This is a genomic window from Brevibacterium sp. NPDC049920 (assembly GCF_040656435.1).
GTDB classification, from domain to species: domain Bacteria; phylum Actinomycetota; class Actinomycetes; order Actinomycetales; family Brevibacteriaceae; genus Brevibacterium; species Brevibacterium pityocampae.
The window spans coordinates 45,949-71,620 of record NZ_JBFAMF010000004.1 but is presented as its reverse complement, the minus strand read 5'-3'; the positions used below and the strand labels follow the sequence as shown (position 1 = coordinate 71,620).

General features: G+C 68.7%; 24 protein-coding genes and 2 tRNA genes. 13 read left to right on the top strand and 13 right to left on the bottom strand.

The window, feature by feature from the left end:
* The first annotated feature begins 71 nt into the window (after positions 1-71).
* Positions 72-1,211 carry a peptidoglycan-binding protein gene (locus AB0I45_RS04930; protein WP_247424358.1) on the top strand — a complete coding sequence of 380 codons (1,140 nt, stop codon included), beginning with the start codon at positions 72-74 and terminating at the stop codon, positions 1,209-1,211.
* A 494-nt stretch (positions 1,212-1,705) separates the two neighbouring features.
* On the opposite strand, the gene AB0I45_RS04925 is transcribed toward AB0I45_RS04930, so the two are convergent.
* The 8 genes from AB0I45_RS04925 to rpmH all read right to left on the bottom strand — a co-directional run bounded on the left by AB0I45_RS04925 (position 1,706) and on the right by rpmH (position 7,294).
* The gene (locus AB0I45_RS04925; protein WP_345029067.1) at positions 1,706-3,100 is read right to left on the bottom strand and encodes a ParB/RepB/Spo0J family partition protein; all 1,395 of its coding nucleotides are present in this window, start codon (positions 3,098-3,100) and stop codon (positions 1,706-1,708) included.
* Positions 3,093-3,992: an AAA family ATPase gene (locus AB0I45_RS04920; protein WP_247424367.1), complete on the bottom strand. Its 900-nt coding sequence runs from the start codon at positions 3,990-3,992 to the stop codon at positions 3,093-3,095. The genes AB0I45_RS04925 and AB0I45_RS04920 overlap by 8 nt, the downstream gene beginning before the upstream one ends.
* 158 nt (positions 3,993-4,150) lie before the next feature.
* Positions 4,151-4,771 (bottom strand): 16S rRNA (guanine(527)-N(7))-methyltransferase RsmG, encoded by a 621-nt coding sequence (rsmG, locus tag AB0I45_RS04915; RefSeq protein WP_345029065.1) that lies wholly within the window; start codon positions 4,769-4,771, stop codon positions 4,151-4,153.
* 146 nt (positions 4,772-4,917) lie between these two features.
* A complete protein-coding gene (locus AB0I45_RS04910; protein WP_137318517.1) occupies positions 4,918-5,436 on the bottom strand; it encodes a R3H domain-containing nucleic acid-binding protein in 519 nt (172 codons plus the stop codon).
* A 15-nt stretch (positions 5,437-5,451) separates the two neighbouring features.
* Positions 5,452-6,411, bottom strand: coding sequence for a membrane protein insertase YidC (gene yidC, locus AB0I45_RS04905; protein WP_137318516.1), 960 nt, complete (start codon positions 6,409-6,411; stop codon positions 5,452-5,454).
* Positions 6,412-6,819, bottom strand: coding sequence for a membrane protein insertion efficiency factor YidD (yidD, locus tag AB0I45_RS04900; RefSeq protein ID WP_137318515.1), 408 nt, complete (start codon positions 6,817-6,819; stop codon positions 6,412-6,414).
* Positions 6,816-7,154, bottom strand: coding sequence for a ribonuclease P protein component (gene rnpA / locus AB0I45_RS04895; protein WP_137318514.1), 339 nt, complete (start codon positions 7,152-7,154; stop codon positions 6,816-6,818). Before rnpA ends, yidD begins: the two co-directional genes overlap by 4 nt.
* Before the next feature lie 2 nt (positions 7,155-7,156).
* On the bottom strand, positions 7,157-7,294 hold the full coding sequence (rpmH, locus tag AB0I45_RS04890; protein ID WP_137318513.1) for a 50S ribosomal protein L34: 138 nt from the start codon (positions 7,292-7,294) through the stop codon (positions 7,157-7,159).
* A 526-nt stretch (positions 7,295-7,820) separates the two neighbouring features.
* Between rpmH and dnaA the strand changes: the two genes are divergently transcribed.
* The 11 genes from dnaA (at position 7,821) to AB0I45_RS04835 (ending at position 20,919) form a co-directional block, all read left to right on the top strand.
* Positions 7,821-9,476: a chromosomal replication initiator protein DnaA gene (gene dnaA / locus AB0I45_RS04885; protein WP_247424373.1), complete on the top strand. Its 1,656-nt coding sequence runs from the start codon at positions 7,821-7,823 to the stop codon at positions 9,474-9,476.
* A gap of 545 nt (positions 9,477-10,021) precedes the next feature.
* Positions 10,022-11,167: a DNA polymerase III subunit beta gene (gene dnaN, locus AB0I45_RS04880; RefSeq protein ID WP_295689085.1), complete on the top strand. Its 1,146-nt coding sequence runs from the start codon at positions 10,022-10,024 to the stop codon at positions 11,165-11,167.
* Positions 11,167-12,294, top strand: coding sequence for a DNA replication/repair protein RecF (gene recF / locus AB0I45_RS04875; RefSeq protein WP_345029058.1), 1,128 nt, complete (start codon positions 11,167-11,169; stop codon positions 12,292-12,294). The genes dnaN and recF overlap by 1 nt, the downstream gene beginning before the upstream one ends.
* Positions 12,291-12,809, top strand: a complete 519-nt coding sequence (locus tag AB0I45_RS04870) for a DciA family protein (protein WP_295689088.1) — start codon at positions 12,291-12,293, stop codon at positions 12,807-12,809. Before recF ends, AB0I45_RS04870 begins: the two co-directional genes overlap by 4 nt.
* Positions 12,810-12,819: 10 nt before the next feature.
* On the top strand, positions 12,820-13,533 hold the full coding sequence (locus AB0I45_RS04865; RefSeq protein ID WP_345029056.1) for a M50 family metallopeptidase: 714 nt from the start codon (positions 12,820-12,822) through the stop codon (positions 13,531-13,533).
* A 206-nt stretch (positions 13,534-13,739) separates the two neighbouring features.
* Complete coding sequence (gyrB, locus tag AB0I45_RS04860; protein WP_345029054.1) at positions 13,740-15,737, top strand: DNA topoisomerase (ATP-hydrolyzing) subunit B; 1,998 nt, start codon at positions 13,740-13,742, stop codon at positions 15,735-15,737.
* A gap of 106 nt (positions 15,738-15,843) precedes the next feature.
* The gene (gene gyrA, locus AB0I45_RS04855) at positions 15,844-18,459 is read left to right on the top strand and encodes a DNA gyrase subunit A (RefSeq protein ID WP_265809772.1); all 2,616 of its coding nucleotides are present in this window, start codon (positions 15,844-15,846) and stop codon (positions 18,457-18,459) included.
* Complete coding sequence (locus AB0I45_RS04850) at positions 18,456-19,283, top strand: DUF3566 domain-containing protein (RefSeq protein ID WP_345029052.1); 828 nt, start codon at positions 18,456-18,458, stop codon at positions 19,281-19,283. Before gyrA ends, AB0I45_RS04850 begins: the two co-directional genes overlap by 4 nt.
* A gap of 515 nt (positions 19,284-19,798) precedes the next feature.
* A tRNA-Ile gene (locus tag AB0I45_RS04845) sits at positions 19,799-19,872 on the top strand.
* Between the two features lie 154 nt (positions 19,873-20,026).
* Positions 20,027-20,099: transfer RNA gene (locus AB0I45_RS04840), tRNA-Ala, on the top strand.
* A 154-nt stretch (positions 20,100-20,253) separates the two neighbouring features.
* Entirely contained in the window at positions 20,254-20,919 is a 666-nt protein-coding gene (locus tag AB0I45_RS04835) for a lysophospholipid acyltransferase family protein (protein ID WP_295689097.1), read from the top strand.
* 35 nt (positions 20,920-20,954) lie between these two features.
* On the opposite strand, the gene AB0I45_RS04830 is transcribed toward AB0I45_RS04835, so the two are convergent.
* The 4 genes from AB0I45_RS04830 to AB0I45_RS04815 form a co-directional block, all read right to left on the bottom strand.
* Positions 20,955-21,272, bottom strand: coding sequence for an SMR family transporter (locus AB0I45_RS04830; protein WP_295689099.1), 318 nt, complete (start codon positions 21,270-21,272; stop codon positions 20,955-20,957).
* On the bottom strand, positions 21,272-21,706 hold the full coding sequence (locus AB0I45_RS04825; RefSeq protein ID WP_345029043.1) for an SMR family transporter: 435 nt from the start codon (positions 21,704-21,706) through the stop codon (positions 21,272-21,274). Before AB0I45_RS04825 ends, AB0I45_RS04830 begins: the two co-directional genes overlap by 1 nt.
* A gap of 33 nt (positions 21,707-21,739) precedes the next feature.
* The gene (locus tag AB0I45_RS04820; RefSeq protein WP_345029041.1) at positions 21,740-23,242 is read right to left on the bottom strand and encodes a tryptophan-rich sensory protein; all 1,503 of its coding nucleotides are present in this window, start codon (positions 23,240-23,242) and stop codon (positions 21,740-21,742) included.
* A gap of 89 nt (positions 23,243-23,331) precedes the next feature.
* Positions 23,332-23,718, bottom strand: a complete 387-nt coding sequence (locus tag AB0I45_RS04815) for a hypothetical protein (RefSeq protein ID WP_345029039.1) — start codon at positions 23,716-23,718, stop codon at positions 23,332-23,334.
* A gap of 46 nt (positions 23,719-23,764) precedes the next feature.
* Here AB0I45_RS04815 and AB0I45_RS04810 point away from each other — a divergent pair, with 46 nt between their 5' ends.
* Complete coding sequence (locus AB0I45_RS04810; protein WP_345029037.1) at positions 23,765-24,187, top strand: ChaB family protein; 423 nt, start codon at positions 23,765-23,767, stop codon at positions 24,185-24,187.
* A gap of 72 nt (positions 24,188-24,259) precedes the next feature.
* Here AB0I45_RS04810 and mgtE read toward each other — a convergent pair whose 3' ends face one another.
* Positions 24,260-25,576, bottom strand: coding sequence for a magnesium transporter (mgtE, locus tag AB0I45_RS04805; protein WP_345029034.1), 1,317 nt, complete (start codon positions 25,574-25,576; stop codon positions 24,260-24,262).
* Positions 25,577-25,672 lie beyond the last annotated feature (96 nt).

Genomic DNA, 25,672 nt, shown 5'->3' with positions numbered 1-25,672 from the left:
CGCAAGGCGCCTGTTGTAAACTCAACAGGCGCCTTGCCCGTTCCCACCCCTAGTCGACCATTGCGAGAACGATGACACCCACCTCTGTTTTCCCCTCCCTGTCGCGGGGAGACCGCAGCGACATCCTGCTGGCGACCAAGTCGCAGCTGTCGCGCCTGGGGTACCCGGTGGGGGACTCCGATTCTCCGGAATTCGATCACCAGTTCGATTCCGTGATCCGCCGCTTCCAGCAGGAGCGGGGCCTCCTGTGCGACGGGCTGCTCGGCCCGGAGACCTTCGGTCAGATCGAGCTCGCCCGCTTCCGGCTCGGCGACCGGGTGCTTCGCTTCGATCCCGTCCGCCCGCTGCGCGGAGACGACGTGGCCGAGCTCCAGAAGATCCTCAGCCGCCTCGGCATCTACACTGATCGCATCGATTACATCTTCGCCGAGGCCACCGATGCGGCTGTCCGGGAAGCTCAGACCGGACTGGGGCTCCGATCGGACGGCATCGCCGGGCCGACCACGCTCAGCGGCCTCCGTGCAGTCAAGAGGGACCAGGGAGAGGGCGATGTCTTCGCGCTCCAGGAGCGCGCCCGCGTGACCGCCTCAGGACCCTCGCTCGCCGGGCGCGTCGTCGTCATCGAGGCGGCGACCACACGGACCGACTTCGTCACGACCACGTTTCCGCCCGGTACTCAATCATGTGCCGAGGAGTACGCTGCGGACATCGCCCGCCGGCTCGAGGGACGACTGTCAGCGCTCGGCGCCGCGACCGTCTACGTCGAGGACAGTGCTGAGCGCGCCACCCTCGGTGACGAGCTCGGCGCCTCGGCAATCGTCACGATCAATCTCGACAGCTCATCGTCCCCGAAGGCACAGGGAGCTGCGACGTACTACTTCGGACGCGGTGACGATCCGTCCGTCGCCTCCCCGGTGGGACGACGCCTGGCCGAGCTCATGCAGAAGGAGCTGTGTGCTCGCACCGGTCTTCTCGACTGCCGCAGCCACCCACGCACATGGGAGTCGCTGCGCAGGGTGCGCACGCCCAAGGTCCACGTCATGCCGGGCTACATCAGCAACGACGAGGACCGGGCCGCCCTCGAGGATCAGCGCCTCCGCGATCTCATCGCCGAATCCGTGGCCGTCTCCCTGCAGCGCCTCTACCTGCGCGAAGAGACCGACCCGCCCACCGGCACGCTCGACCTCGCCGCCGTCAGCTCTCAGCTCTGACGATCGCCCGCGCCACGGCCTTTCCGCGGCATCGGTCGGCCGCACTGCCCCGAGCGGCCCACTTCCGGTTGCGCAGCATTCACGGGCCGCCCTCGACCTCCGCCTTTAGCTCATGGATTGTGTTGCGGTGCCTCGACCGCCGATGTGTCCGAACCGTCCGGGGCCATCTGAAGCCGTCTGAGCTGTCTGAGCTGTCTGAGCCATCTGAGCTTTCTGAGCTTTCTGAGGATTGTTTCACGTGAAACATCCCCTGCCGAGCGAAGTGGCATGTCTGCGCGTTCTCAACCACAAGCTCTGCGGTGCTGTCATCGGTCGAGCAACCGCTCGTGCATGACCCGAGCCGGACTCATTCGGTCAACCCCTGCTCATCCGACAACTACCAATCCCGCGATGTATCGCTGATCTCCACGCCGGATAGCTCTCGACCCAGAACAGCAGAGGGCGGGCTGCCATCGTGGCAGCCCGCCCTCGTCGAATCCTCCGGAGCGGCAGCGTCAACTCACAGTGTCACCGGAATCGGCCTGGGTGATCCCGAGAGTCTGGAGAATCCGCTTAAGATCATCCTCGTTTGCGAACTCGACGCTGATCTTGCCTTTGCGCTTCCCCATGGTGATGTTGACTCGGGTATCCAGCCGGTCTCCGAGGTCTCGCGCGATGCTCGAGAGCTCGGGATTTGCGGCCCGTGTTTCACGTGAAACATTCACACGATCACCACGATTGAGGAGGACGACAGCTTCCTCCGTTGCACGCACCGACAGCCCCTCGGCCACCACGCGTTGAGCCAGCACCTCCATCGCTGCAGGGTCGATGAGTCCGAGGATCGCGCGAGCGTGACCTTGAGAGATCACGCCGGCGGCAACTCTGCGCTGGACCAGTGGAGGTAGTTTGAGAAGCCTCAGGGTGTTGGTGATCTGCGGACGAGACCGCCCTATGCGCTCGGACAGCTCCTGCTGTGTGCAGGCGAAGTCATCGAGCAGCTGCTGATAGGCGGCTGCCTCTTCGAGGGGATTGAGATCAGCGCGATGGAGGTTCTCGAGCAGTGCGTCACGGAGGAGATCGACGTCATCGACCTGCCGGATGATTGCTGGAATGCTCTCGAGCCCGGCCTCCCGCGAGGCCCGGAGCCGTCGCTCACCCATGATGAGCTCGAATCTGGGCTCCTCAGGGTCGATCACACGAACGACGATCGGCTGAAGCACCCCGACTTCGCGTATCGAATGGACGAGCTCATCGAGCGCATCCTCATCGAAGACCGACCGCGGCTGCCGAGGATTCGCTGCAATCGCATCGACAGGCAACAGTCCGAAAGCAGTGCCGGGAACCGATTCGAGCGATGTTTCACGTGAAACACCGGCCGTCTCTGCCTGCGTGCCGGCTTGCGCGGAATCAGCGTGCTGATCCTGATCCGCGGTCGGGGTCTGCGCGCCGGGGCCAGTGTGTGCGGGGTTCTGCTCCGGTGACCGCTGGGTGTCGGCACCAGCAGATTCTGTCGATCCCTGCGACTTCTTCCGCCCGGTGGGCCCTGGTGGCACAGACGTGCCCGCAGTGGCGTTCTTCGCGGTCATGCTCGTCGCCCTGGAGCCGTTCGTGGTCGAACTGTTCGCGGATTCGTCAGCGACCGCCGTGTCGCTCACCGACGCCGACTCAGTCTTCGCTGTTCGGCGCGTGGTCGCCTTCGAGCGCGAGCTGGCGGGGGACTTCTTCTCAGCTCGTGCGCGACGCATGGAGACTGCCGGATCCTTGCTCGATCGGGCTTCGGATGTTTCACGTGAAACATCCGAGCCTTTCTCCTGCGCGGGGAAGAACACGTCCACGGGCCGCTCGTCGCTCACGACGTCCGGGATGAGCGCCCCCAGTCCACGTCCCAGTCCACGTCGGCGTTCAGCCATGGCTCTTCACTCCTCGCTGTGAGATCTCTTCGGCGGCTTCGCGATAGGAGAGCGCGCCGGAAGAGTTCGGTTCATAGGTGATCACGGTCTGTCGATAGCTCGGCGCCTCGGAGATCCTCACAGATCGTGGGATCGCCACGTCGAGGACCTGACGGGGGAAATGAGCTCGCACATCCTCGGCGACCTGCGAGCTCAGGTTGGTGCGGCCATCGAACATCGTGAGCAGGATGGTGCTCACCTGCAGCTCGGGGTTGAGGTGCTTCTGGATGAGCTGGATGTTCTTCAGCAGCTGACTCAGACCTTCAAGCGCGTAGTACTCGCACTGGATGGGGATGAGCACCTCTCGTGCCGCGACGAATGCATTGACCGTGAGCAGGCCCAGGCTCGGCGGACAGTCGATGATGACGTAGTCGACCCGGTCCTCGGCCTCGGCCCGCAGTTCGAGGTACCGAGCCAGGGATCTCGCCAGACGCTGCTCGCGAGCGACCAGGGAGACCAGCTCGATCTCAGCCCCCGCAAGGTCGATGGTCGCCGGCACGCAGTGGAGGTTCTCGATATCGGGGCACTGAGCGACTGCCTCCTCCATCGGGAGATCGTCGATGAGCACGTCGTAGATGCTGTTGACCTCTGTCGAGTGCTCGATCCCCAGTGCCGTGCTCGCATTGCCCTGCGGGTCGATGTCGATCACGAGAACGCGGAGTCCCTGCGAGGCGAGCGCGGCAGCGATATTCACCGTCGTCGTCGTCTTCCCGACCCCACCCTTCTGATTGGCAACCGTGAAGATGCGCGTTGCATCGGGCTTGGGGAAGGTCGTCGTCGCAAGCCGCTGGGCTCGGCGGTTGTCGCGTGCGATCTGCGCCCCGAGGGGAGTCGACTCGTCCATGATCGGCATTGTGCATGCTCCGTCCCTGGGAAGTGTGTGCCACGTGAAGTCTACCGACGTCGGTGCAGTGTTTCACGTGAAACATTCACGCGGTGCCGCGGATCAGCGTCGTTTTGCGTTCGAATTACGTTCTATTACTGCTGCTGCAAGCTCTTCCGCACGCCCGCTCAGCGCCGCCGCAGCTCCGCCACGCGGGTAGGGATCTCCAGGGGAGGCGAACCGAGCTCGTGCACCACGGGTGGTTCGAGCTTCGCCCGTCGGATCTGCTTCCGCGCCTTCTCGATCTCCGCATCGACGGACGCACCCTTGAGCGCGAGGAGTCGACCGCCGGGGCCGAGCACCGGAGCGCACCATTCGACGAGCACGGCCAAAGATTTCACTGCCCGCGCGGTCACGACGGTGAACACCTCGTCGTCGACGAGCTCCTCGACGCGTCCCCGGACCACACGGACGTGCGGAAGCTCGAGGTCGTCGAGGACCATGCGCAGCCACTCCACCCGACGTTCCATCGGCTCGATGAGCACGTACCGGGCGTCCGGCCGGGCGAGTGCCAGGGGAATGCCCGGCAGCCCCGCTCCGGAGCCCACGTCGCCGACGACGTCGTCGGGCGCGATGAGCTCCGCGACCACGGCGCAGTTGAGGATGTGGCGCGTCCACAGTCGCGGCAGCTCTCGGGGGCCGATGAGCCCCCATTCGACACCGGTCGTCGCCAGGTGGTGCGCATAGCAGCGGGCGGCATCGATCCGCTCCCCGAACAGTTCAGCGGCGAGCGCGGGCTCGGACTCCACCGATGCGTCATCCGGTGACCCCGCGCCCGCAGCAGAGCGTTCCGGCTGGCCCCGGGTCCCCGACGCCGCGGCCTCGGTGCCCTGTCCGCCTGTGCTCCGGGCGGTGCTGTCGCTGCGTGCGTCGTCCGTGCCGGCCTCCACGGGGTTCACTGCGCGTGGATGACCACGTGCCGGCGGTCGCCCTCGCCCTCGGACTCGGAGCGCAGGCCTGCCTTGGCGACCTGGTCGTGGACGACCTTGCGCTCGAAGGAGTTCATCGGCCGGCAGGTGTAGGGCTCGCCGGTCTCGGTGACCTTGCCGATCGCGCGATCGGCGAGCGCCCGCAGGTCATCTTTGCGACGGTCGCGGTAGCCGTTGATGTCGAGCATGAGCCACGAGCGCTGACCGGTGCTCGTCTGCACGGCGAGCCGGGTGAGCTCCTGGAGAGCGGTGAGCACGGCGCCATCGCGTCCGACGAGGGTCGAGAGGTTCGAGTCCTCGTCCTCGCAGACGATCGCGACCTCGGCCCGCCCATCGGCCACATCGATGTCGATGTCGCCGTCGACATCGGCGATGTCGAGCAGCTCCTCGAGGTAATCGGCTGCGATATCGCCCTCCTCCTCGAGCATCTCCGCACGAGTGGGCTTGGTGTCCTCGACCGGCGCGGTCTCGGTGTTCTCAGTCATCGCTCTCCCAACCTCTTATCTCTTCTTCTTCTTTTTCTTCTGCCGGGCCTTGCCCACCGGTTGCTGACGCTGTCCGGCGGCGGGCGCCTCGGGCTCGGGGGTCATCTCGATCGGCTTGGAGCCGGGGAGCGGGGACTTGCCCTTCTTGGCGCGGCGCTCCATGAGCTCCTTCTCGGCCTTCGAGCCGGGCGCCGGCATGTTCCGGATGACGACGAACTGCTGGACCATGGTCCACGTGTTCGACACGAGCCAGTAGACGAGCACGCCGAGCGGGAAGTAGACACCGCCGACGGCGAACACCACGGGCATGATGTAGAGGAGCATCTTCTGCTGCTGCATGAACGGGTTGTTCATCGCGGCTTCGGACATGTTCTTCGTCATCATCTGCTTCTGGGTGATGAACTGCGTGACACCCATGATGACGATGAGGACGGCGGTCAGCGCCTTGGCGCCGATCCCGTCGGTGAGGAAGGTCGCCTGGAGCGGGATCCCGAAGATCGTCGCGACGTCCGCCGACTGCGCCAGCGCCTGCGTCACACCGCCGATCGGCGGGAGGTCGCCGACCGCGATGAGATGCATGTTGTTGATGACGCGGAACAGCGAGAAGAAGATCGGCAGCTGCACGAGCAGCGGCAGGCATGAGGCCCACGGGTTGGTGCCGTGCTTCTTGAACAGCGCCATCTGCTCCTCGGCCATGGCCTGCCGGGAGAACTGGTCCTTCTTGCCCTTGTACTTGGCCTGGAGCCGCTGGATGTCCGGCTGGATCAGCTGCATCTTGCGCTGCGCCTTGATCTGGTACACGAACAAGGGGATGAGGATGGCCCGGATCACCACCGTGAGGCCGGCGATCGACAGCACCCAGGTCCAGCCGCTGCCGGCGTCGAGGCCCAGGCTGGTGAACACCTGGTGGAAAATTGCGAGGATCCACGCGACCACCCACTGCAGGGGCAGAAGCAGATTGTCAATCCATGACATTCAGTCTCTCCTTGGCCGCGGATCGGCGCGGTCGTCCGTGATGAGGTCTCGATACATTGTGCCACTGTTGCGGTCGGCGTTGATCTCCCGGCTCCGGGCCTCCATGAGGGACCCGGGTGCGTAGTCCACCCCACCGCCGGAGAACGGGTTGCACCGCAGCACCCGCCACGTCGTCAGCAGCGCACCGCGCACGGCACCCGTCGACTCGAAGGCGTCGAGCGCGTACTTCGAACAGCTGGGGTAGTAGCGGCACACGTCACCGTACAAGGGCGAGATGATCCTCCGGTACAGGCGCATGAACCACACGAACGGCATCCGCGGGGCGATGCGCAAGAGGTGGACGAACCGCGCCCGGCCGCCGGCCGGTGCCGACGGCAGCGAGGACGGGGTGTCCTCCCCGTGCCTCATCCTGCAAGCCGTTCGAATGCCCGGTCGACCGCGCGTGACAGCTCGGCGGAGTCGGCGTCAGCGGCTGCCGGCAGTGCGCGCACCACGATCATGTCCCCGATGCCGAGCTCCGGGAGCCGGGTGTGGAGGATCGCCCGGAGCCGGCGCTTGACCCGATTGCGGACGACCGCGTTGCCGACGGCCCGGGAGACGACGAATCCCACGCGCGGAGCGTGGGATTCATCGAGTGTCGACAGGAAATGGATCACCAGATGCTTCGTCCCGGCTCTGCGGCCGGTGCGGAAGACGCGGCGGAAATCGTCGCCCTGATGAATCCGGTTCCTACCGGGGAGCACGATCAGGCGGACAGCGCGTTGCGTCCCTTACGGCGACGCGAAGCCAGGATGGCGCGTCCGGCGCGGGTGCGCATGCGCAGCCGGAAGCCGTGGGTCTTGGCGCGCTTGCGGTTGTTGGGCTGGAAAGTACGCTTGCTCACTTCGGTTCTCCGATTATCTGTCGTTGCTGGTGCCGGGCAGCACGGTTCTGCTTTCGCATCTCACACGAGGTGGACCACTCACGGCCGTGCACTCCTGATGCTGTTGGCCGTGGGGAAGTCACTCACACCTCGTCGATGGGCCCGCAACACAGGACACTCCAGCATAGACGCCACGCCGAAAGACGGTCAAACCGGGCGCTCGCGGACGGAATCGTGTAATGCCGCGGCACCCGACCCATGACCGCAGACGGGCTCCTGCGCCCCTCCATCGTTCAGGCGCACATCACCGGCCGGCCGCTCCGTCGACCGGGTGCCGGTTCCCGTTCACCGCCGATCCTCTCGGAGTTCACCACTCGGCCGTGAACAGGCCGGTCCACAAATGACATCCGTGTACTTTCCACACCTTTCTCCACCGATGTGGATGAATCCGGGGCCTCACCCGGTCCTCCTCCACAATGTGTGGAAAACTATGTGGAAGCGAGTCGCCCCTTATCCACAGTTCCGGGGAGGCAGGACAGGAGCAGCAGTGAGCAACCCGAGCACATCCGACGATCTGCATGAGATCTGGCAGGTCGTCCTGTCGAATCTGCTCAATGATCCGACGATCACCGCGCATCAGAAGGGATTCCTCTCCCTCGCGGTGCCCAAGGCGCTCGTCGAGGGTCAGCTCGTCGTCCTCTCCGTCCGCAACGATCTCACCCGCACGACCCTCGAGACCCATCTGCGCGAGCCGCTCGCCCGCGAATTCTCCACCGCGCTCGGTCACGACGTCACCTTCGCCATCGCGGTCGACCCGGCGCTCGACGTCCCGGCGCCGCTGCCGCCGGAGACCCGGGGCACCGCACACCCCGGGTCCGGCTCCCCCGGTGCCGCCGCCGGCGCACCGGGCACCGCCTCCGCGGCCGAGGCGCCCTCCCCGGGGACCGGTCCCGCCGCCTCCGCGAGTCCTCCCGATCCGGCCGGCACCTCGGCCGCCCCCGCGGGCCCCGCCGACCTCACGCACCCCGGCAGCGGCGACCAGCCTGCCGTCGACACCGCCGGGAGCTCTCCCACCCCGAGCGCACCGGGTCGTCCGGCAGCCGCCTCGGCTCCGGCCGGGGCCGCACCGACGACCGCCGACGACCCGAGCGGGGTGTCCCAGCTCAACTCGAAGTACACCTTCGACACCTTCGTCATCGGCGCCTCGAACCGGTTCGCCCACGCCGCGGCGTTCGCCGTCGCCGAATCCCCGGCCAAGGCCTACAACCCGCTCTTCATCTACGGCGACTCCGGGCTCGGCAAGACCCACCTCCTCCACGCGATCGGCCACTACGCCGCGCAGCTCTACCCGAACATCCGGGTCCGCTACGTCTCGAGCGAGGAGTTCGTCAACGACTTCATCAACACGATCGGCTCCTCGACGACCTCGAACTCGCTGCGGCCGGCGTTCCAGCGCCGCTACCGCGAGGTCGACATCCTCATGATCGACGACATCCAGTTCCTCCAGGGCAAGGATGCGACCGTCGAGGAGTTCTTCCACACCTTCAATGCGCTCCACAACGAGCACAAGCAGGTCGTCATCACCTCCGACCAGCCGCCCAAGATGCTCAAGGGCTTCGAGGAGCGCCTCCGGTCCCGCTTCGAGTGGGGCCTGCTCACCGACGTGCAGCCGCCCGACCTCGAGACCCGGTTCGCGATCCTGCGGAACAAAGCCGCCGGCGAGGGCCTCCCGGTGCCCGACGACGTCCTCGAGTACATCGCCTCGCGCATCTCCTCGAACATCCGCGAGCTCGAGGGCGCGCTCATCCGCGTGTCCGCCTTCGCCAACCTCAATGACCAGGCGATCGAGGTCGGCCTCGCCGAGACCGTGCTCAAGGACTTCATCACCCACGAGGACACCCCGGAGATCACCGCGACGGACATCATGGGCCAGACCGCGGCGTACTTCGGGCTCACGCTCGACGACCTGTGCGGCTCGTCCCGGTCCCGCACCCTGACCACCGCACGCCAGATCGCGATGTATCTGTGCCGCGAGCTCACCGACCTCTCGCTGCCGAAGATCGGCCAGGAGTTCGGCGGCCGCGATCACACCACGGTGATGCACGCGAACAAGAAGATTCGAACACAGATGGCCGAGCGCAGGGCGCTCTACACCCAGGTCACCGAACTCACAAACCGCATCAAACAGCAGCATCGACTATGAACCGCATTGTGCACAGCTGTGGATAACCCTGTGGGCGAAGGCCCTCGGCCTGGGTACGGGGACGTGCACGGATGACACGGCGTCGGTGGAGAGCTGTGTACTCACATCGATGTGATTCACATTCCTCCCCCTCGCGTCACCACGGCGTCCACACGATGTCCACCGGTGCCCGGAGGCGCTGCGCCCGATGGATACTCGATGACATCGATGTAGTTCCACAGTTTCCACACGTGCTGTTACTACGACTGCATATTCATTCGAGGACATCCCTTCGAGCACCGCTGATCGCGGGACGGGGACCTCGGGTGATCCGAGCGCGGAGGATCGACGAGCTCGAGGACCGATGGTTCGAATCGAACGCCGGGCCGGCTGCGGAGCGTCTCCGGACGGGTTCCGGCCGGTCCCGGTGCGGGCTTCGGAACCCGGGTGAGAAGCACATCCGACGGGGTGTTTCCAATTCGCCACGCCGGTAGGCTGAGTGTAGAGTTTCAACTCGCCATCAGACCGCGCTGCAGCGCATGCGAGACCTCAACCACAGGAGTGCCGTGAACGCCGAATCCGCCGGGGCCGTGAAGTTCAGAGTCGAACGCGATGTCCTCGCCGAGGCCGTCACCTGGGCGACCAAGAGCCTCCCGCAGCGCCCCGCCGTCCCGGTCCTCACCGGCATCCTCATCACCGCCGATCCCGCCGGCTCCGTGCAGCTCTCAGTGTTCGACTACGAGGTCTCCTCCCGCGTCGAGATCGCCGCGGAGGTCGAGGCCCCCGGCACCCTGCTCGTCTCCGGCCGGCTGCTCGCCGACATCGCCAAGGCCCTGCCCAACCAGCCCGTCACCCTCGAGCGCAACGGCTCGAAGGTCGACCTCACCTGCGGGTCCTCCCGGTTCTCGCTCATGACGATGCCCGTCGACGAGTACCCCGCGCTGCCCACCGTGCCGGAGACCTCCGGCGTCGTGTCCGCCGGCGAGTTCAGCCACGCGGTGTCCCAGGTGAGCATCGCGACCTCGCGCGACGAGACCCTGCCGATCCTCACGAGCGTGCGCGTCGAGATCGAGGGTGACACCGTCACCCTGCTCGCCACCGACCGCTACCGCCTGGCGGTGCGCGAGTTCCACTGGAACCCCCGCACCCCCGACATCTCCGCCACCGCGCTGGTCCGCGGCCGCACTCTCGCCGATGCGGCGAAGGCGATGGGCGGCGATGTCGAGATCGCACTTGCGGAGTCCGGCGGCAAGGACATGCTCGCCTTCTCCTCGAGCGGCCGCATCACCACCTCGCTGCTCGTCGAGGGCGACTACCCCAAGGTCCGCTCACTGTTCCCCAAGGACGTGCCGATCCACGCCGTCCTCGAGACCGCCGCCCTGCGCGAGGCGGTGCGCCGCGTTTCGCTCGTCGCCGAGCGCAACACCCCGATCAAGTTCGAGTTCGCCGACGGCGCGCTCACCCTGAGGGCCGGTGCCGGCGACGACGCCCAGGCCAGCGAGTCGCTGCCGGTGGAGATCACCGGCGAGGACATCACCACCGGCTTCAATCCCGGCTTCATCTCCGAGGGCCTCGCCGCGATCGATTCCCCGTTCGTCCGGTTCTCCATGACCGAGCCGAAGAAGCCCGTGGTGATCTCCGGCCAGCAGGAGATCGACGGTGAATACGACTCCTCGTACCGCTACCTGCTGATGCCGATCATCAGATTCTGATGTGGGTGTCACGGCTCTCGCTGCGTGACTTCCGCTCCTACGCCTCGCTCGATCTCGAGCTCGAGCCGGGGGTCACGGCCTTCGCCGCTCCCAACGGCTGGGGCAAGACCAACCTCGTCGAGGCCGTCGGTTACCTCTCCGGACTGCGCTCCCACCGGGTGTCCCAGGATGCTCCGCTCGTCCGCCACGAACAGCCGGAGGCGACCGTCTCCGCCTTCGCCCATCGCGGCGAGCGGCAGGTCACCGTCGAGGTGACGATCAAGGCCCGCGGTGCCAACCGGGCCCGCATCAACCGCCGCGGGGTCCGCACCCGCGAGGTGCTCGGCCTCCTCCCCAGCGTGGTGTTCGCCCCGGAGGATCTCAGCCTCGTCAAGGGTGAGCCGGCCGACCGGCGCGACTTCCTCGACACCCTTCTCGTCGCCCGCCAGCCGCGGATGGCCGGGGTGATCGCGGACCTCGACCGGGCCCTGCGGCAGCGCAACGCGCTCCTCAAGAGCCTCCGCGCCCAGCCGGACCCCGCGCTCGAGGCGACCCTCGACATCTGGGACCAGGCCTTCGCCGAGTCCGCCGCCCAGCTCGTCATCGGGCGCCGCGAGCTCATCGCCGACCTCCGCGAACCGCTCGCCGACGGCTTCGCCTACGTCGCGGCCGAGGCGCGCAGCGAGCGCCGTGCCGCCGTGGTCGACTACGCCTCCCGGCTCGACTACTCCGGGGCGCACACCCCGGAGGAGGTGCAGGCCGTCGTCGTCACCGGGCTGCTCGATCGGCGGCGCCCGGAGATCGAGCGCGGCCTCACCCTCATCGGCCCGCAGCGCGACGACGTCGAGCTCACGATCGGCACGATGCCGGCGAAGGGCTACGCCTCCCACGGGGAGAGCTGGTCGCTCGCCCTCGCACTGCGCCTCGCCGGATGGGAGCTGCTCACCGGCGGCTCCGAGGAGCGGGAGGACCAGCCGGTGCTCGTGCTCGACGACGTGTTCGCCGAGCTCGACGCCGGCCGCCGCCGTCGCCTGGCGGCGCGGATCGGGGAGGCCGAGCAGGTGCTCATCACCGCCGCCGTCGGCGAGGACATCCCGGCCAACCTCGCCGGGCGGGTCGTCGACCTCACCGAGGTGACGACCCCGTGAGCACCGAGTCCGGGGATCTCTCCGCGGTGCCGGCCGCCGCGCTCGAGGCGCTCGACCGGATCCGCCGGATGGCCGACTCCGACTTCCGGCCGCTGTTCCGGTCCACCCGCACCCGCGGCGGACCGGTCGAGCCGGTCTACACCGGGTCGAAGGCGGACCCCCGGGATCCGCAGCCGCTCCGTGCGGGGCTCGGGCGGATCGCGCGCGAGCACGGCTGGTCGACCTCGCTCGAGGTCGGCACGGTGCTCGGCCGCTGGCCCGAGCTCGTCGGCCCCGACGTCGCCGCACACTGCACCGTCGAGAAGTTCGAACCCCCCGTCCTCGTGGTGCGGGCATCGTCGACGACCTGGGCCACCCAGCTGCGGATCATGACCACCCTGCTCCTCGATCGGTTCGAGCGCGAGCTCGGCAGCCGGGTCGTCGAGGAGCTCACCGTCCTCGGACCCACTCAGCGGTCGTGGAAGCGCGGCCGGCGCAGCGTCGCCGGCCGCGGTCCGCGGGACACCTACGGCTGAGGTGCTGCGCATGGAACCCCTCGACATCCTCGACCGGGCACTCACCCCGACCGGGCTGCCGGACTCCCCGCAGCTCCTCGTGGGCACCGCGCTCGCCCTCGCCCTGCTCCTCGTCGTGCCCGGTGCCGTGTGGCGGCTCACCGGGATCGTCGTGACGATCGTCCACGAGCTCGGGCACGGGTGCGCCGGGCTGCTCACCGGCAGGCGTGCGGTGGCGATCCGCCTGTCGCCGGACCACTCCGGCCTGACCACCTCCCACGGCCGGGCCGCCTCGGTCCCGTGGACGACCTTCTGGGGCTACCCGGCGCCGGCGCTGCTCGGTGCGGCACTCGTGATGAGCGGGCTCGCCGGCCGCGGTGCGACGGCGCTCCTCGTGTGCGCCGCCGTGCTCGCCGTCTCGCTCGTCTTCATGCGCGGGATCCTCGCCTGGCTCGCCGTCCCGCTCACCGCGGCGGTGCTGCTCGGTCTCCTGGGTTTCGCGCCGGATCCATGGCTGACGAGTGCTGCCGTGGGGCTCGGGGTGTTCCTCGTGTGCGGGGCGGTGCGGGCGCTGGCCAACCTCACCCGCCTGCACGCGCGCGGCCGCACGCATGGGAGCGATGCCGCGATCCTCGCCCGGGAGACGCGGGTGCCCGGTGCTGTCTGGCTCACCCTGATGTGGCTCGTGGTGCTCGCCTGCGCGGCCGGTTCCGGCTGGATGCTCCGGGTCGCGGTCGGAGTCTGAGCGGGACCGGCACCGAGCTCGGCGGAGGTGCGATGCGGCACCGGCTCAGAACCGCGCACACGGCTTCAGAACCCTGGGAGACGAGTCGGGGTACGGAGGACGGCTCGAAAATCCGGATGCGCACCCGCCCAGGCGCGCTCAGGGCAGGATTCGCGCGCCGTCCGGGGTAGAATCGAGGGAGTTCACGACCGATGACAAGGAGATCCATGGCTCCCGAGGAGAACCAGCCGTACGACGCGGGTGACATCACCGTTCTGGAAGGCCTGGAAGCGGTGCGCAAGAGGCCCGGTATGTATATCGGCTCGACCTCGGAGCGCGGCCTCCACCACCTCGTCTACGAGATCGTCGACAACTCCGTCGACGAGGCGCTCGCCGGCTACTGCAGCCACATCGAGATCACCATCCTCGCCGACGGCGGCGTGCGCGTGGTCGACGACGGCCGCGGGATCCCCGTGGCGATCCACCCCACCGAGGGCGTCCCGACCCTCCAGGTGGTCCTCACCATCCTCCACGCCGGCGGCAAGTTCGGCGGCGGCGGGTACGCGGTGTCCGGCGGTCTGCACGGCGTGGGCTCCTCCGTCGTCAACGCCCTGTCCGCGCGTCTCGACGCGGAGATCCACCGCGACGGCAACGTGTGGCGCCAGGACTACCGACGCGGCGTGCCGACCGGCGAGATCGTCAAGGGCGAGACCACCGACCGGACCGGCACGATGATCACCTTCTGGCCGGACGAGGAGATCTTCGACACCACGGAGTTCACCTTCGAGGTGCTCCGCGCCCGGTTCCAGCAGATGGCGTTCCTCAACAAGGGACTGAAGATCTCGCTGCGCGACGAGCGCGTCGAGCAGGTCGACGACGCCGACGTCCAGCTCGACGCGGAGGACACCGCGGAGTGGAAGCCGCGCGAGGTCACCTTCCTCTACGAGAACGGGCTGCTGGACTACGTCGCCTACCTCAACTCCGCGAAGAAGACCGACCTCGTCAACGAGGAGATCATCGCCTTCGAGTCCGAGGACACCGAGCAGAAGATCGCCCTCGAGGTCGCGATGCAGTGGACGAGCTCCTACAACGAGTCCGTCCACACCTACGCCAACACCATCAACACGCATGAGGGCGGCACCCACGAGGAGGGCTTCCGCACCGCGCTCACCAGCCTCCTCAACAACTATGCCCGCGACCAGAAGCTGCTGCGGGAGAAGGACGCCAACCTCACCGGCGAGGACGTCCGCGAGGGCCTCACCGCGGTGCTGAGCATCAAGCTCGGGGAACCCCAGTTCGAAGGCCAGACGAAGACGAAGCTCGGCAACTCGGAGGCGAAGACCTTCGTGCAGCGCGTCGTCCGCGACGAGCTCGGCCACTGGATGGAGTCGAACCCCATCCAGGCCAAGGAGGTCGTGCGCAAGGCGATCCAGGCCTCGCAGGCCCGGCTCGCCGCCCGCAAGGCGCGCGAGGCGACCCGCCGCAAGGGCCTGCTCGAGTCCTCGGGCATGCCGGGCAAGCTCCGCGACTGCCAGTCGAAGGACCCCTCGCTGTCGGAGATCTTCATCGTCGAGGGCGACTCCGCCGGCGGTTCGGCCGTGCAGGGGCGCGATGCGATCCACCAGGCGATCCTCCCGCTGCGCGGCAAGATCCTCAACGTCGAGAAGGCCCGGCTCGACCGGGCGCTCGGCAACCAGGAGATCCAGTCGCTCATCACCGCCTTCGGCACCGGGATCGGCGAGGAGTTCGACATCTCCAAGCTCCGGTACCACAAGATCGTGCTCATGGCCGACGCCGACGTCGACGGCCAGCACATCGCGACCCTGCTCCTCACCCTGATCTTCCGCTACATGAAGCCCCTGGTGGAGCACGGCTACGTGTACCTCGCGACCCCGCCGCTCTACCGCCTGAAGTGGAGCAACGCCCCGCACGACTACGCCTACTCCGACCGGGAGCGCGATGCGCTGCTCACCGAGGGGCGGGCCGCCGGCAAGCGCCTGCCCAAGGACATGGCGATCCAGCGGTACAAGGGCCTGGGCGAGATGAACTACGCGGAGCTGTGGGACACGACGATGAACCCGGACCACCGCCTGCTCAAGCAGGTGACGCTCGACGACGCCGCCCGCGCGGAGGAGATCTTCACCATCCTCATGGGCGAGGACGTCGAATCGCGCCGCCGGTTCATCCAGGAGAACGCGAAGGACGTCCGATTCCTCGACATCTGAGGCCCGGTCCGCTCTCCGCTTCCCGGCGGAATATCCCAGAGTCTAGTCAATTTCCGATACTCACTGATACAGACCGATCAGCGACGAACACGAGGTAAGCAGGCACGTGGCCGACGACACCGAGAACACCCAGCACATCGATCCCGACGCCCCGCTCGAGGGCAACCGCGTCGAGCAGGTCGATCTCAACCTCGAGATGCAGCGCTCGTACCTCGACTACGCGATGAGCGTCATCGTCGGGCGCGCGCTGCCCGACGTTCGCGACGGCCTCAAGCCGGTGCACCGCCGTGTGCTCTACGCGATGTACGACGGCGGCTACCGCCCCGAGCGCTCGTTCAACAAGTGCTCGCGCGTGGTCGGCGACGTCATGGGCCAGTACCACCCGCACGGCGACACCGCGATCTACGATGCGATGGTGCGCCTCGTGCAGCCGTGGGCGATGCGCTACCCGCTGATCTCCGGCCAGGGCAACTTCGGCTCCTCGGGCAACGACGGCGCGGCCGCGCCGCGGTACACCGAGTGCAAGATGGCGCCGCTGGCCATGGAGATGGTCCGGGACATCGAAGAGGACACCGTCGACTTCCAGGACAACTACGACGGCAAGAACCAGGAGCCGATCTACCTGCCGAGCCGGTTCCCCAACCTGCTCGTCAACGGCTCGGCCGGCATCGCGGTGGGCATGGCGACGAACATCCCGCCGCACAACCTCCGCGAGGTCGCCGCCGGCGCCCAGTGGCTGCTCGCCCACCCCGAGGCGACCAACTCCGAGGCGCTCGAGGCGCTCCTCGGGATCATCAAGGGCCCGGACTTCCCCGGCGCGGCGACGATCCTCGGCCGCAGCGGCATCGAGGACGCCTACCGCACCGGACGCGGCTCGATCACCCAGCGCGCCGTCGTCGAGGTCGAGGAGATCCAGGGCCGCACCTGCCTCGTCGTCACCGAGCTGCCCTACATGGTCAACCCGGACACGCTGGCTGCGAAGATCGCCTCCTACGCCAAGGACGGCAAGGTCGCCGGGATCGCCGACATGCGCGACGAGTCCTCCGGCCGCACCGGCCAGCGCCTCGTCATCGTGCTCAAGCGCGACGCGGTGGCCAAGGTCGTCCTCAACAACCTCTACAAGCACACGCAGCTGCAGGACAACTTCTCCGCGAACATGCTCGCGCTCGTCGACAACGTGCCGCGCACGCTCAGCCTCGACGCGTTCCTGCGCCTGTGGGTCAAGCACCAGATCGACGTCATCGTGCGCCGCACCCGCTACCGCCTGCGTAAGGCCGAGGAGCGCGCCCACATCCTGCGCGGCTACCTCAAGGCCCTCAACGCCCTCGACGAGGTCATCGCACTCATCCGCCGCTCGCCGTCCTCGGACGAGGCGCGCACCGGGCTGATGGAGCTGCTCGACGTCGACGAGATCCAGGCGAACGCGATCCTCGACCTCCAGCTCCGCCGGCTCGCCGCGCTCGAGCGCCTCAAGATCGAGGAGGAGGCGACGAAGATCGAGCAGCAGATCAAGGAGTACAACCACATCCTCGAGACACCCGCGAAGCAGCGCGAGATCGTCTCCACCGAGCTCGACGAGATCGTCGAGCGCTACGGCGACGACCGCCGCACCCGGATCCTCGCCGGGTTCGACGGCGACGTGTCGATGGAGGACCTCATCCCCGAGGAGGAGGTCGTCGTCACGATCACCCGCGGGGGGTACGCCAAGCGCACCCAGTCCGCGCTGTACCGCGCCCAGCACCGCGGGGGCAAGGGGATCACCGGCGCCCGGCTGCGCGGGGACGACGTCGTCGACCACTTCTTCGTCACCTCGACCCACAACTGGCTGCTGTTCTTCACGAACACCGGCCGGGTCTACCGGGCCAAGGCCTACGAGCTGCCCGAGGGCTCGCGCGACGCCAAGGGCCAGCACGTGGCGAACCTGCTCGCCCTGCAGCCCGGGGAGACGATCGCCCAGGTGCTCTCGATCCGCGACTACGAGGAGCAGGACTACCTCGTCCTCGCCACCCGCAGCGGCCTGGTGAAGAAGACCCGGCTCGCGGAGTACGACTCGAACCGGACCGGCGGCGTCATCGCCGTCAACCTCCGGGAGATGGCCGACGGCACCCCGGACGAGCTCGTGTCCGCCCGGCTCGTCAGCGCCGAGGACCACCTGCTGCTCGTGTCCCGCAAGGGCATGTCGATCCGCTTCAAGGCCGACGACGCGACGATCCGCGCCACCGGGCGCGCCACCTCGGGCGTCACCGGCATGAAGTTCAAGGGTGACGACACCCTGCTCACCATGGACGTCATGACGCAGGACACCTACGTCTTCGTCGTCACGGAGGCCGGCTTCGCCAAGCGCACCCCGATCGACGAATACCGGATCCAGGGGCGCGGCGGCTACGGCATCAAGGTCGCGAAGATCACCGAGCAGCGCGGCGACCTCGTCGGCGGGCTCATCGTCGCCGACGGCGAGGAGGTGCTCGTCGTGATGGAGCGCGGGAAGGTCGTGCGGTCCTCGATCGACGAGGTGCCCGCCAAGGGCCGCAACACCATGGGCGTGGTATTTGCCAAGCCTGGCAAGAACGACCGTATTATTGCCGTAACCCGCGGCCCGGAGCAGGCCGTGGAGGACGAAGCCCAGACGCCGGTCGACGAGGCAACCGTGGAAGCGGCTGTGGATGCGCTCGATCCGAGCGATCCGGCATCGACCGCGAGCGAAAGTGAAGACCAGCAGTGAGCGACAACGATCAGAAGCCCGGCAAGGTCATCCGCACCTCCTCCGGCTCGACCCGGCTGTCCGCCGGGGGGTCCGCGAAGGGCGCCGGCGCGAGCGGCGGGGCCCCCGTCGGCTCCGGTCCCGCGGGTGCCCAGGGCGCCTCGGGCCCGGCGACCCGCGTCGATGCGCCGGCCGTGCCGAGCGACCGTGGCCCCTCGGGCGCTCCTGCCGGCACTGCACCCGCCCGGCAGACCGTGTCCGCTCCGACGGGGTCCGCGCCCACGGGCTCCGCTCCGACCGGCTCGGCTCCGACCGGGTCTGCTCCCACTGGGTCTGCTCCCACTGCGGTGAAGACCGATGGGTCGGCGCGCACCTCCGGCACCACCCGCTCGCCCCTGTCCGCCGGGGCCGACGACGACGGCGACTCCCCGGTCCGCGCCTCCTCCGGGGGCGTGAAGATGGGCGGGAAGTCCAAGCGCAAGGGTCCGCGCACGGTGCGGCTCACCGTCGCGAAGCTCGACCCGTGGTCGGTCATGAAGATGGCCTTCCTGCTCTCCGTGGCGATCGGCATCGCGACCGTCGTCGCCGCGCTCGTGCTGTGGCTCGTGCTCCAGGCCACCGGCACCATCCAGGGGCTGCAGACGACGCTCGCGGAGATCGCCGGCACCGAGGGCGCCGACCAGCTGCTCGGCCTGTTCAGCCTGGGTCGCGTGCTGTCGTTCTCCGTCATCCTCGCGCTCGTCAACGTCGTCCTCATGACGGCGCTGTCGACGCTGTTCGCGTTCCTCTACAACATCGGCTCGTCGATCGTCGGCGGCTTCCACCTCACCCTCACCGACGACTGATCGCGGCGCGGCCGGCTGCCGGACTGGCCGACTGCCGGACCGCCCGGCGGACCCGCTCGACCCCTCCCTCAAGCTTCAATATCCTGCGGTTCCTGAGAACGGAACCGCAGGATATTGACGTCTGGGCAGGGTGCGGCAGCGGGCTCGACGGAGACGCATCGCTCTCCAGGCAATCCCGTGTGGCCGGGGCGGTTCCGCAGGCAGTCCAGTGGCGCCCAGGCGGTTCCGCAGTCATTACAGTGCGCTTTCGAGGGCCGAACCGCACTCGATCGATCCTTGAGCCGCGCTTGCCCGCCACTCGCGGAGAGTGGGGCTTTCGGTCGAGGGTGGTGGCATCGATGCCACCACACACGGTCGAAAGCCCCACAGTTCCGGTTGGCTGCCACGGCTGCCGGCGAGAAGAGCGCGATGGCCGGGGTAGTCGAGGCGAGCGAGATGCGGAGCGACCGGCGGCAGCCGGGATTTGGCACCCGGTCGACTTGTGGCTATAGTTGATTTTCGGTTCATCCCGATTCGGGCCTATAGCTCAGGCGGTTAGAGCGCTTCGCTGATAACGAAGAGGTCAGAGGTTCAAGTCCTCTTAGGCCCACGGAACCACGACCGGACGGAGACGTTGTGAAGAAGTGGTTGACCCTGACGGGAGTGCTGTCCGCGGCAGCCGGAGTTCTCCTCGGATTCCGTAGCAGACGGCAGCGCACTCATCAGACCTGGTCCCAGTACACCGATCACGTGTGACGGACCGCGGGGGTATGGCGCAATTGGTAGCGCACCTGCTTTGCAAGCAGGGGGTTAGGGGTTCGAGTCCCCTTACCTCCACAGAACGGACCGGCCTCTGATTCGCAGACATGCGATCAGGGGCCGTCGTCGTCCCCGCTCCTCGCAGGCACGAGCCCCGGAGACTCCAGGACGACCGCCGGAGACACAGCGGAACGTCGCCTCACTCCCGCCATCCGCCGACTATCCTGGACCCATGCGCACCCCAGACTCCTCTCCTACCGCCGAGTACGACCGTGCTTACGAAGCGGTGCGCACCGCCTTTCGCCATTCCATCCGGCTCGTCCACCGACCCACGGTGACCGGGCTGGAGAACGTGCCGCGCTCGGGGCCGGTGATCATCGCGAGCAACCACCGCTCGTTCGTCGACTCGGTATACCTCTCCGCGCTCGCACCTCGGCAGGTGAGCTTCATGGCCAAGGAGGAGTACTTCACCGGCACCGGCCCCAAGGGCTTCGCCTCCCGCACCTTCTTCGAGGCCGTGGGCAGCTTCCCCGTCAAGCGCGGCTCGACCGCCGACGCCGTCAAGGCTCTCGAGGAGGGCGAGGAGATCCTCCGCCAGGGCCGGATCTTCGGCATCTACCCCGAGGGGACCCGCACCCGCACCGGTGCGATCGGCACCGGCAAGACCGGGGCCGCCGAGCTCGCGATCCGCACCGGGGCCACCATCGTGCCCGTCGGCATCATGGGCACCGAGCGCGTCATGCCCGTCGACAAGAAGTTCCCGCGCCCGGTGACCTTCACCATGCGCTTCGGAAAGCCGATCCCGGCACCGGAGCGACGGCAGCCGGCCGGCCCGCAGCGCCGTGCGCTCACCGAGGAGATCATGACCGCGATCGCCGGTCTCATCGACGACGTGTGACCCCATCGGCAACCCCGCCGAGGCGCCGGCCGGCCTCAGTGCCCGCCCACCTCGATGAGGAGCACCCCGCCGATGATGAGGACGACGCCGAGCCCCATGACCCAGGTGAAGGGTTCGGCGAAGAGCACCCGTCCGAGCACTGCGGTGAGCGCCACCCCCGCGGCCGCCCAGATCCCGTACGCCACCCCGAGCGCCATCCCCTGGGCGAGGGCGAGGGCGAGCATGCCGAACGCGAGGACATAGCCGGCGCCGACCGCCGCGAACCAGGCCCGCCGGCCCACCGCGGCCATGCGCAGCGCGAGCGTCCCGCCCACCTCGCAGACGATGGCGCCGATGAGGAACAGCCAGGCCATCAGCGGTCAGCCTCTTCGGCCGGGCCGGTGTCCGGTGCGCGCCCTGCCGGGGCGGCGGGCGCCTCGGCCCCGGTACCGTGATCCTGCGCACCGGTCGGCCCCGTGCGCGAACCGAGCTCGACGCACAGGACCCCGGTGATGACGAGCGCGATCCCCACCCCCATGAGGGGAGTGAGCGGCTCGCCGTAGACCGCCATCGACAGGACGGCGGTGAGCGCCACCCCCGCTGCGGCCCAAATCCCATACGCCACCCCAAGGCCCATGCCGGTGCGCAGCACCGCGGTGAGCAGGGCGAACGCGCCGAGGTACCCGAACACCACGACCGCATACAGTGCCGGGGCTTCGAGCGCGCCCTTGAGCGACAGGGTGGCCGTGACCTCCGCGGCGATCGCGCAGCCGAGCAGCGCCCAGCCGCGGGCGGCCATGGATATCATGTGTGGTCTCCTGGACAGGAGCCCCGCCCCGACTCAGCGGCCGCGATTGAGGCGGGCGATCGATGCGGACAGAGCGACGGCGAGCCCGGTCCATGCCGCGTACGGGGCCAGGACGACACCGCGCTGCGGGGCCGAACGTGCAGCCCGGCGCACGAGGTCGGCCGAGCTCAGCGCAAGAGCAGCGGCCTCGATCGTGGAGAGGACCGGCTTCTTCCCCCGGAAGAACAGCCCCGTCCAGCCCGCGTTGAGCACGAGATTCGTTCCGAGCGCGATCGCGGAGTTCCGCACCGCCTTCCGGTTCCCGGCCTCGAGGTCGTCGGCTGTGACGAGGGCCGAGATCACAGCGAGGTCGGCGTAGAGCAGCGTCCACACGATCGGGAACGCGGCCGCGGGAGGCTGCCACGCCGGCTTCCGCAGGGAGCGGTACCAGCGGTTGCTCGGATCGGTGAGGATCGTGCCCACGGCCGCACATGCACCGACGGCCGCCGCCGAGCTCAGGAGCACCCGGCGCCAGCGGCGCGTGTCGAGACCCTCGCCGTGCTCTCCGTCCGCGACCGCGGTGCGGACCGCTTCCTCGAAGGTCTGGTTGCCGCCCGGCGGGCGACCGACGAGGTCCTCGAGATCGCGCTCCCCGAGCACGGTGTCGTTGAGGAGGCTGCCGATAAGCGGTTCCGCGAGACCTGCATTCACAGGGGTGACGAGGCCGATCCACTGGGAGGCGAGGCTCGGGGTGGTGACCGGTGCGGTGAGGACGCGCCGTTTCGGCAGATCGACGGCCGCGGCGTACCGCTGCATCATCTCCGCGTAGCTCAGGGTGTCGGGCCCGCCGATGTCGAAGCTGCGGTCGACCTCTGCGGGCAGGTCCGCGGCACCGACGAGGTAATGCACGGCATCGCGCACGCTGATCGGCGTGATCCGGTTTTCGACCCACTGCGGTGCGACGGCTCCGGGCAACCGCTCGGACAGGTGACGCAGCATCTGGAAGGATGCGGACCCTGCACCGAGCACCACGCCGGCCTGGAGCGCGGCGGTCGGCACGGCGGAGTCGAGGAGGACATCCCCGACCGTCACGCGGGAGGCGAGGTGCTCCGACAGCTCCTCACCCTCCGGGTGGAGACCGCCGAGGTACACGATCCGGCCCACCCGCTGCTGCTCGGCCGCGCGGGCGAAAGTGCGGGCCATCTCCCGCTCGTGCTCCGCGAACCCCTTGCCAGTGCCCATTGAGTGCACGAGGTACCAGGCGACATCGATGCCGGTGAGTGCTGCGGCGAGATCCTCGCCGGAGTCGGCGTCGCCGACGTGCACCTCGACCTCACCCGATCCGGCGGCCTGTCCCTCCGGGACGACCCGGCCCGCCCACGGCATGGTGAGCGCCTTGTCCCTCGAACGCGACAGGGTCCGCACCGTCCACCCCCGCTCGAGCAGCTCGGTGGTGACCTGGCTCCCGATGTACCCGGTGGCGCCGGTGACGAGTGCGCGCCGCGCCTGCCCGGTCTCTGGTGCGGCGGGCAGTGTCGGTGCGTTGTCTGCGGTCATGGGTGACTCCCTTCATCCGCCGTCAGCCTATATCCGCAACCTCAAGGCTCCTTGAGACTCGCAGAGGCCGCGCACGCGGCGATGGTCGATCAGTCGTAGATGAGCGGGACGAGGGAGCACCCGCCGTGCTCGGTGATCTCGATGCTCCCGTCGTCCGACTCCCGCACCCGCAGGGTCGGCGCGGCAACCGGGATGACCATGATCCCGCTGGGAGCCAGCTGCGCGATGAGTGCCTCGGGCCGGTCCCGGGCACCGGCGGACACGAGGATCCGGTCGAACGGCGCCTCTTCCGGAATCCCGATTCGTTCCGGGTCCGCCTGCCGCACCTCGGCCCAGGGCATCCCGAGCCCGGCGAGCACTTCGGCCGAGGCGTCCCGCAGCTCGGGCACGAGCTCGCACCCGAGGACCCGGCCGGAGGGGGTGTCGTCATGCGCCCTCCCGAGGGGCTGTTGCGGGCTGGTGCTGCGTGCCACCATGGTAGCCACCGCGATCCGCTCACACAGCCCCCCCGAGGAGGCCGCCATGCCGAAGACGAACCAGGACGGGCACGCGAAGAAGTCCGAGATCCCGTCCACCCTCGAACGCTCGGATCAGTTGGCCCAGGACACCTTCGCCGAGGCCTATGACGCCGCCGCGGAGCAGTACGACAGCGGATCCCGCGCCGCACGCACCGCCTGGGCCGCCGTCAAGCACACGCACGAGAAGGTCGGTGACCACTGGGAGCCCAAGGACGAGGCCGGGCCGTCCGACGAGCGCGTCGAGCGCGGCGGCCCCGGCACCGCGGGTGCCGCCGGCGGGGTCGACGCGAACGCGTCCAAGGAGCACCTCTACGGGCTCGCGCAGCGGCTCGACATCCCGGGCCGCTCGGAGATGACGAAGGACGAGCTCGACGAGGCCCTGCAGAAGGCCAACGACCGGGAGACCGCGGAGTCGCGCGAGGAGTGAGCCGGCCGAGCGGCCGCAGCACCGGTGGCCGCCCGTGCGGCGGTGCCGCCGGAACCGCCCCCGTGCTGCCCGCTACACCCCGAGGATCGCCCGGGCGACGAGGAAGTAGAGGACCAGCCCGCTCGCGTCGACGAGCGTGGTGATGAACGGCGCGCTCACCACCGCTGGGTCGATCCCGACCTTGGTGGCGAGCAGCGGCACCACCGCGCCGGCGGTCGCGGCGAGCACGCAGATCCCGACGAGCGAGATCGCGAGCACGAGCGCCACCTCGAACCCGGCGAACAGGGTGACCGGGACGAGGGTGCACAGGCCGAGGGCGGCGCCGAGCAGCAGGCCGGTGCGCAGCTCGGTGAAGGCGACCCGGAAGAAGTCGGAGAAGGTGATGTCGTGCGTCGACAGCGCCCGCACCACCGTCGTCACTGCCTGGGCGCCGGTGTTGCCGCCGGTGCCGATGAGCAGCGGGATGAAGAGGGAGAGCACGACCATGCTCTGCAGCGACTCCTCGAAGGCATCGAGCACCCCGACGGTGAGCGAGGCGGCGACGAGGAGGACGAGCAGCCACACGATCCGCTTCGAGGCGAGCCGGATCACCGAGGTCGCGAGGTACGGGCGGCGCAGCGGTGCGGAACCGCCGGCGAGCGCGGCGTCCTCGTCGGACTCGAGGTGGAGGACGGCACGGGCGTCGGGTTCGGTGAGCATGCCGACGAGGCGGCCCTCCGCATCGACCACCGGGACGAGGTCCGCCGAGGAGTGCATCACCGCGTTCGCGGCGTCCTCCTGGTCGTCGTGCGTGTGGACGCAGATGTCATCGAGCGTGAGCTCGCCCAAGCGTGCGTCGGGGTCGGCCGCGACGATCGAGGACAGCGGGATCATCCCGAGGTAGCGGCGGGTGGCGTCGACGACGGGGGCATCGGTAATGCGCGCGCCGCCCGCGGCACGGTCGCGCAGGGTGTCGAGCGCCTCGGCGGCCGTCGCATCGGCACGGAGGATGAGGTCGAGCGGGCTCATCCGGCGCCCGGCGGACTCCTTCGGGAAGCCGAGCAGCCGCATGGTGTCCGCACGGTGCGCCTCGGGCAGCTCCTGGAGGATCCGGTTCGCGACCCCGGCGGGCATCTCGTCGAGGATCGCGGTGCGGTCGTCGGGGGCGAGCTCGGAGAACACCTCGCGCACGGGGCCGTCGGAGAGGTCGGCGACGAGCTCGGAGCCGATGCCCGGGCCCAGACGGTCGAACACCCGGGCCGCCCGGTCCTTGGGCAGCAGCCGGAACACGACCGCGCGGCGGGTCCGGTCCATCCGGATGAGGTCGGTCACGAGCGTGGCGTCGGGGATCTCCGGCAGCCGCTCGGAGATCGTGTGGAGCGGGAGCCGGCCGATCGGTGTCGTCTCCATGGGGTCCTCCGGTTCGGTGGCGGCACGGTCCCTCGATTGTCCCGCACGGGGGTCGAGAACGCGGCCCGCGGGGTGGTGCGAGGTGATGCGACCCTG

Bases quoted from the DNA above. Each gene is read 5' to 3' on its own strand.
- AB0I45_RS04930 (WP_247424358.1), top strand. From the start codon at position 72: ATGACACCCACCTCTGTTTTCCCCTCCCTGTCGCGGGGAGACCGCAGC.
- AB0I45_RS04925 (WP_345029067.1), bottom strand. From the start codon at position 3,100: ATGGCTGAACGCCGACGTGGACTGGGACGTGGACTGGGGGCGCTCATC.
- AB0I45_RS04920 (WP_247424367.1), bottom strand. From the start codon at position 3,992: ATGCCGATCATGGACGAGTCGACTCCCCTCGGGGCGCAGATCGCACGC.
- AB0I45_RS04910 (WP_137318517.1), bottom strand. From the start codon at position 5,436: ATGACTGAGAACACCGAGACCGCGCCGGTCGAGGACACCAAGCCCACT.
- yidC (WP_137318516.1), bottom strand. From the start codon at position 6,411: ATGTCATGGATTGACAATCTGCTTCTGCCCCTGCAGTGGGTGGTCGCG.
- yidD (WP_137318515.1), bottom strand. From the start codon at position 6,819: ATGAGGCACGGGGAGGACACCCCGTCCTCGCTGCCGTCGGCACCGGCC.
- recF (WP_345029058.1), top strand. From the start codon at position 11,167: ATGTGGGTGTCACGGCTCTCGCTGCGTGACTTCCGCTCCTACGCCTCG.
- AB0I45_RS04865 (WP_345029056.1), top strand. From the start codon at position 12,820: ATGGAACCCCTCGACATCCTCGACCGGGCACTCACCCCGACCGGGCTG.
- gyrB (WP_345029054.1), top strand. From the start codon at position 13,740: ATGGCTCCCGAGGAGAACCAGCCGTACGACGCGGGTGACATCACCGTT.
- AB0I45_RS04835 (WP_295689097.1), top strand. From the start codon at position 20,254: ATGCGCACCCCAGACTCCTCTCCTACCGCCGAGTACGACCGTGCTTAC.
- AB0I45_RS04830 (WP_295689099.1), bottom strand. From the start codon at position 21,272: ATGGCCTGGCTGTTCCTCATCGGCGCCATCGTCTGCGAGGTGGGCGGG.
- AB0I45_RS04825 (WP_345029043.1), bottom strand. From the start codon at position 21,706: ATGATATCCATGGCCGCCCGCGGCTGGGCGCTGCTCGGCTGCGCGATC.
- AB0I45_RS04820 (WP_345029041.1), bottom strand. From the start codon at position 23,242: ATGACCGCAGACAACGCACCGACACTGCCCGCCGCACCAGAGACCGGG.
- AB0I45_RS04815 (WP_345029039.1), bottom strand. From the start codon at position 23,718: ATGGTGGCACGCAGCACCAGCCCGCAACAGCCCCTCGGGAGGGCGCAT.
- AB0I45_RS04810 (WP_345029037.1), top strand. From the start codon at position 23,765: ATGCCGAAGACGAACCAGGACGGGCACGCGAAGAAGTCCGAGATCCCG.
- mgtE (WP_345029034.1), bottom strand. From the start codon at position 25,576: ATGGAGACGACACCGATCGGCCGGCTCCCGCTCCACACGATCTCCGAG.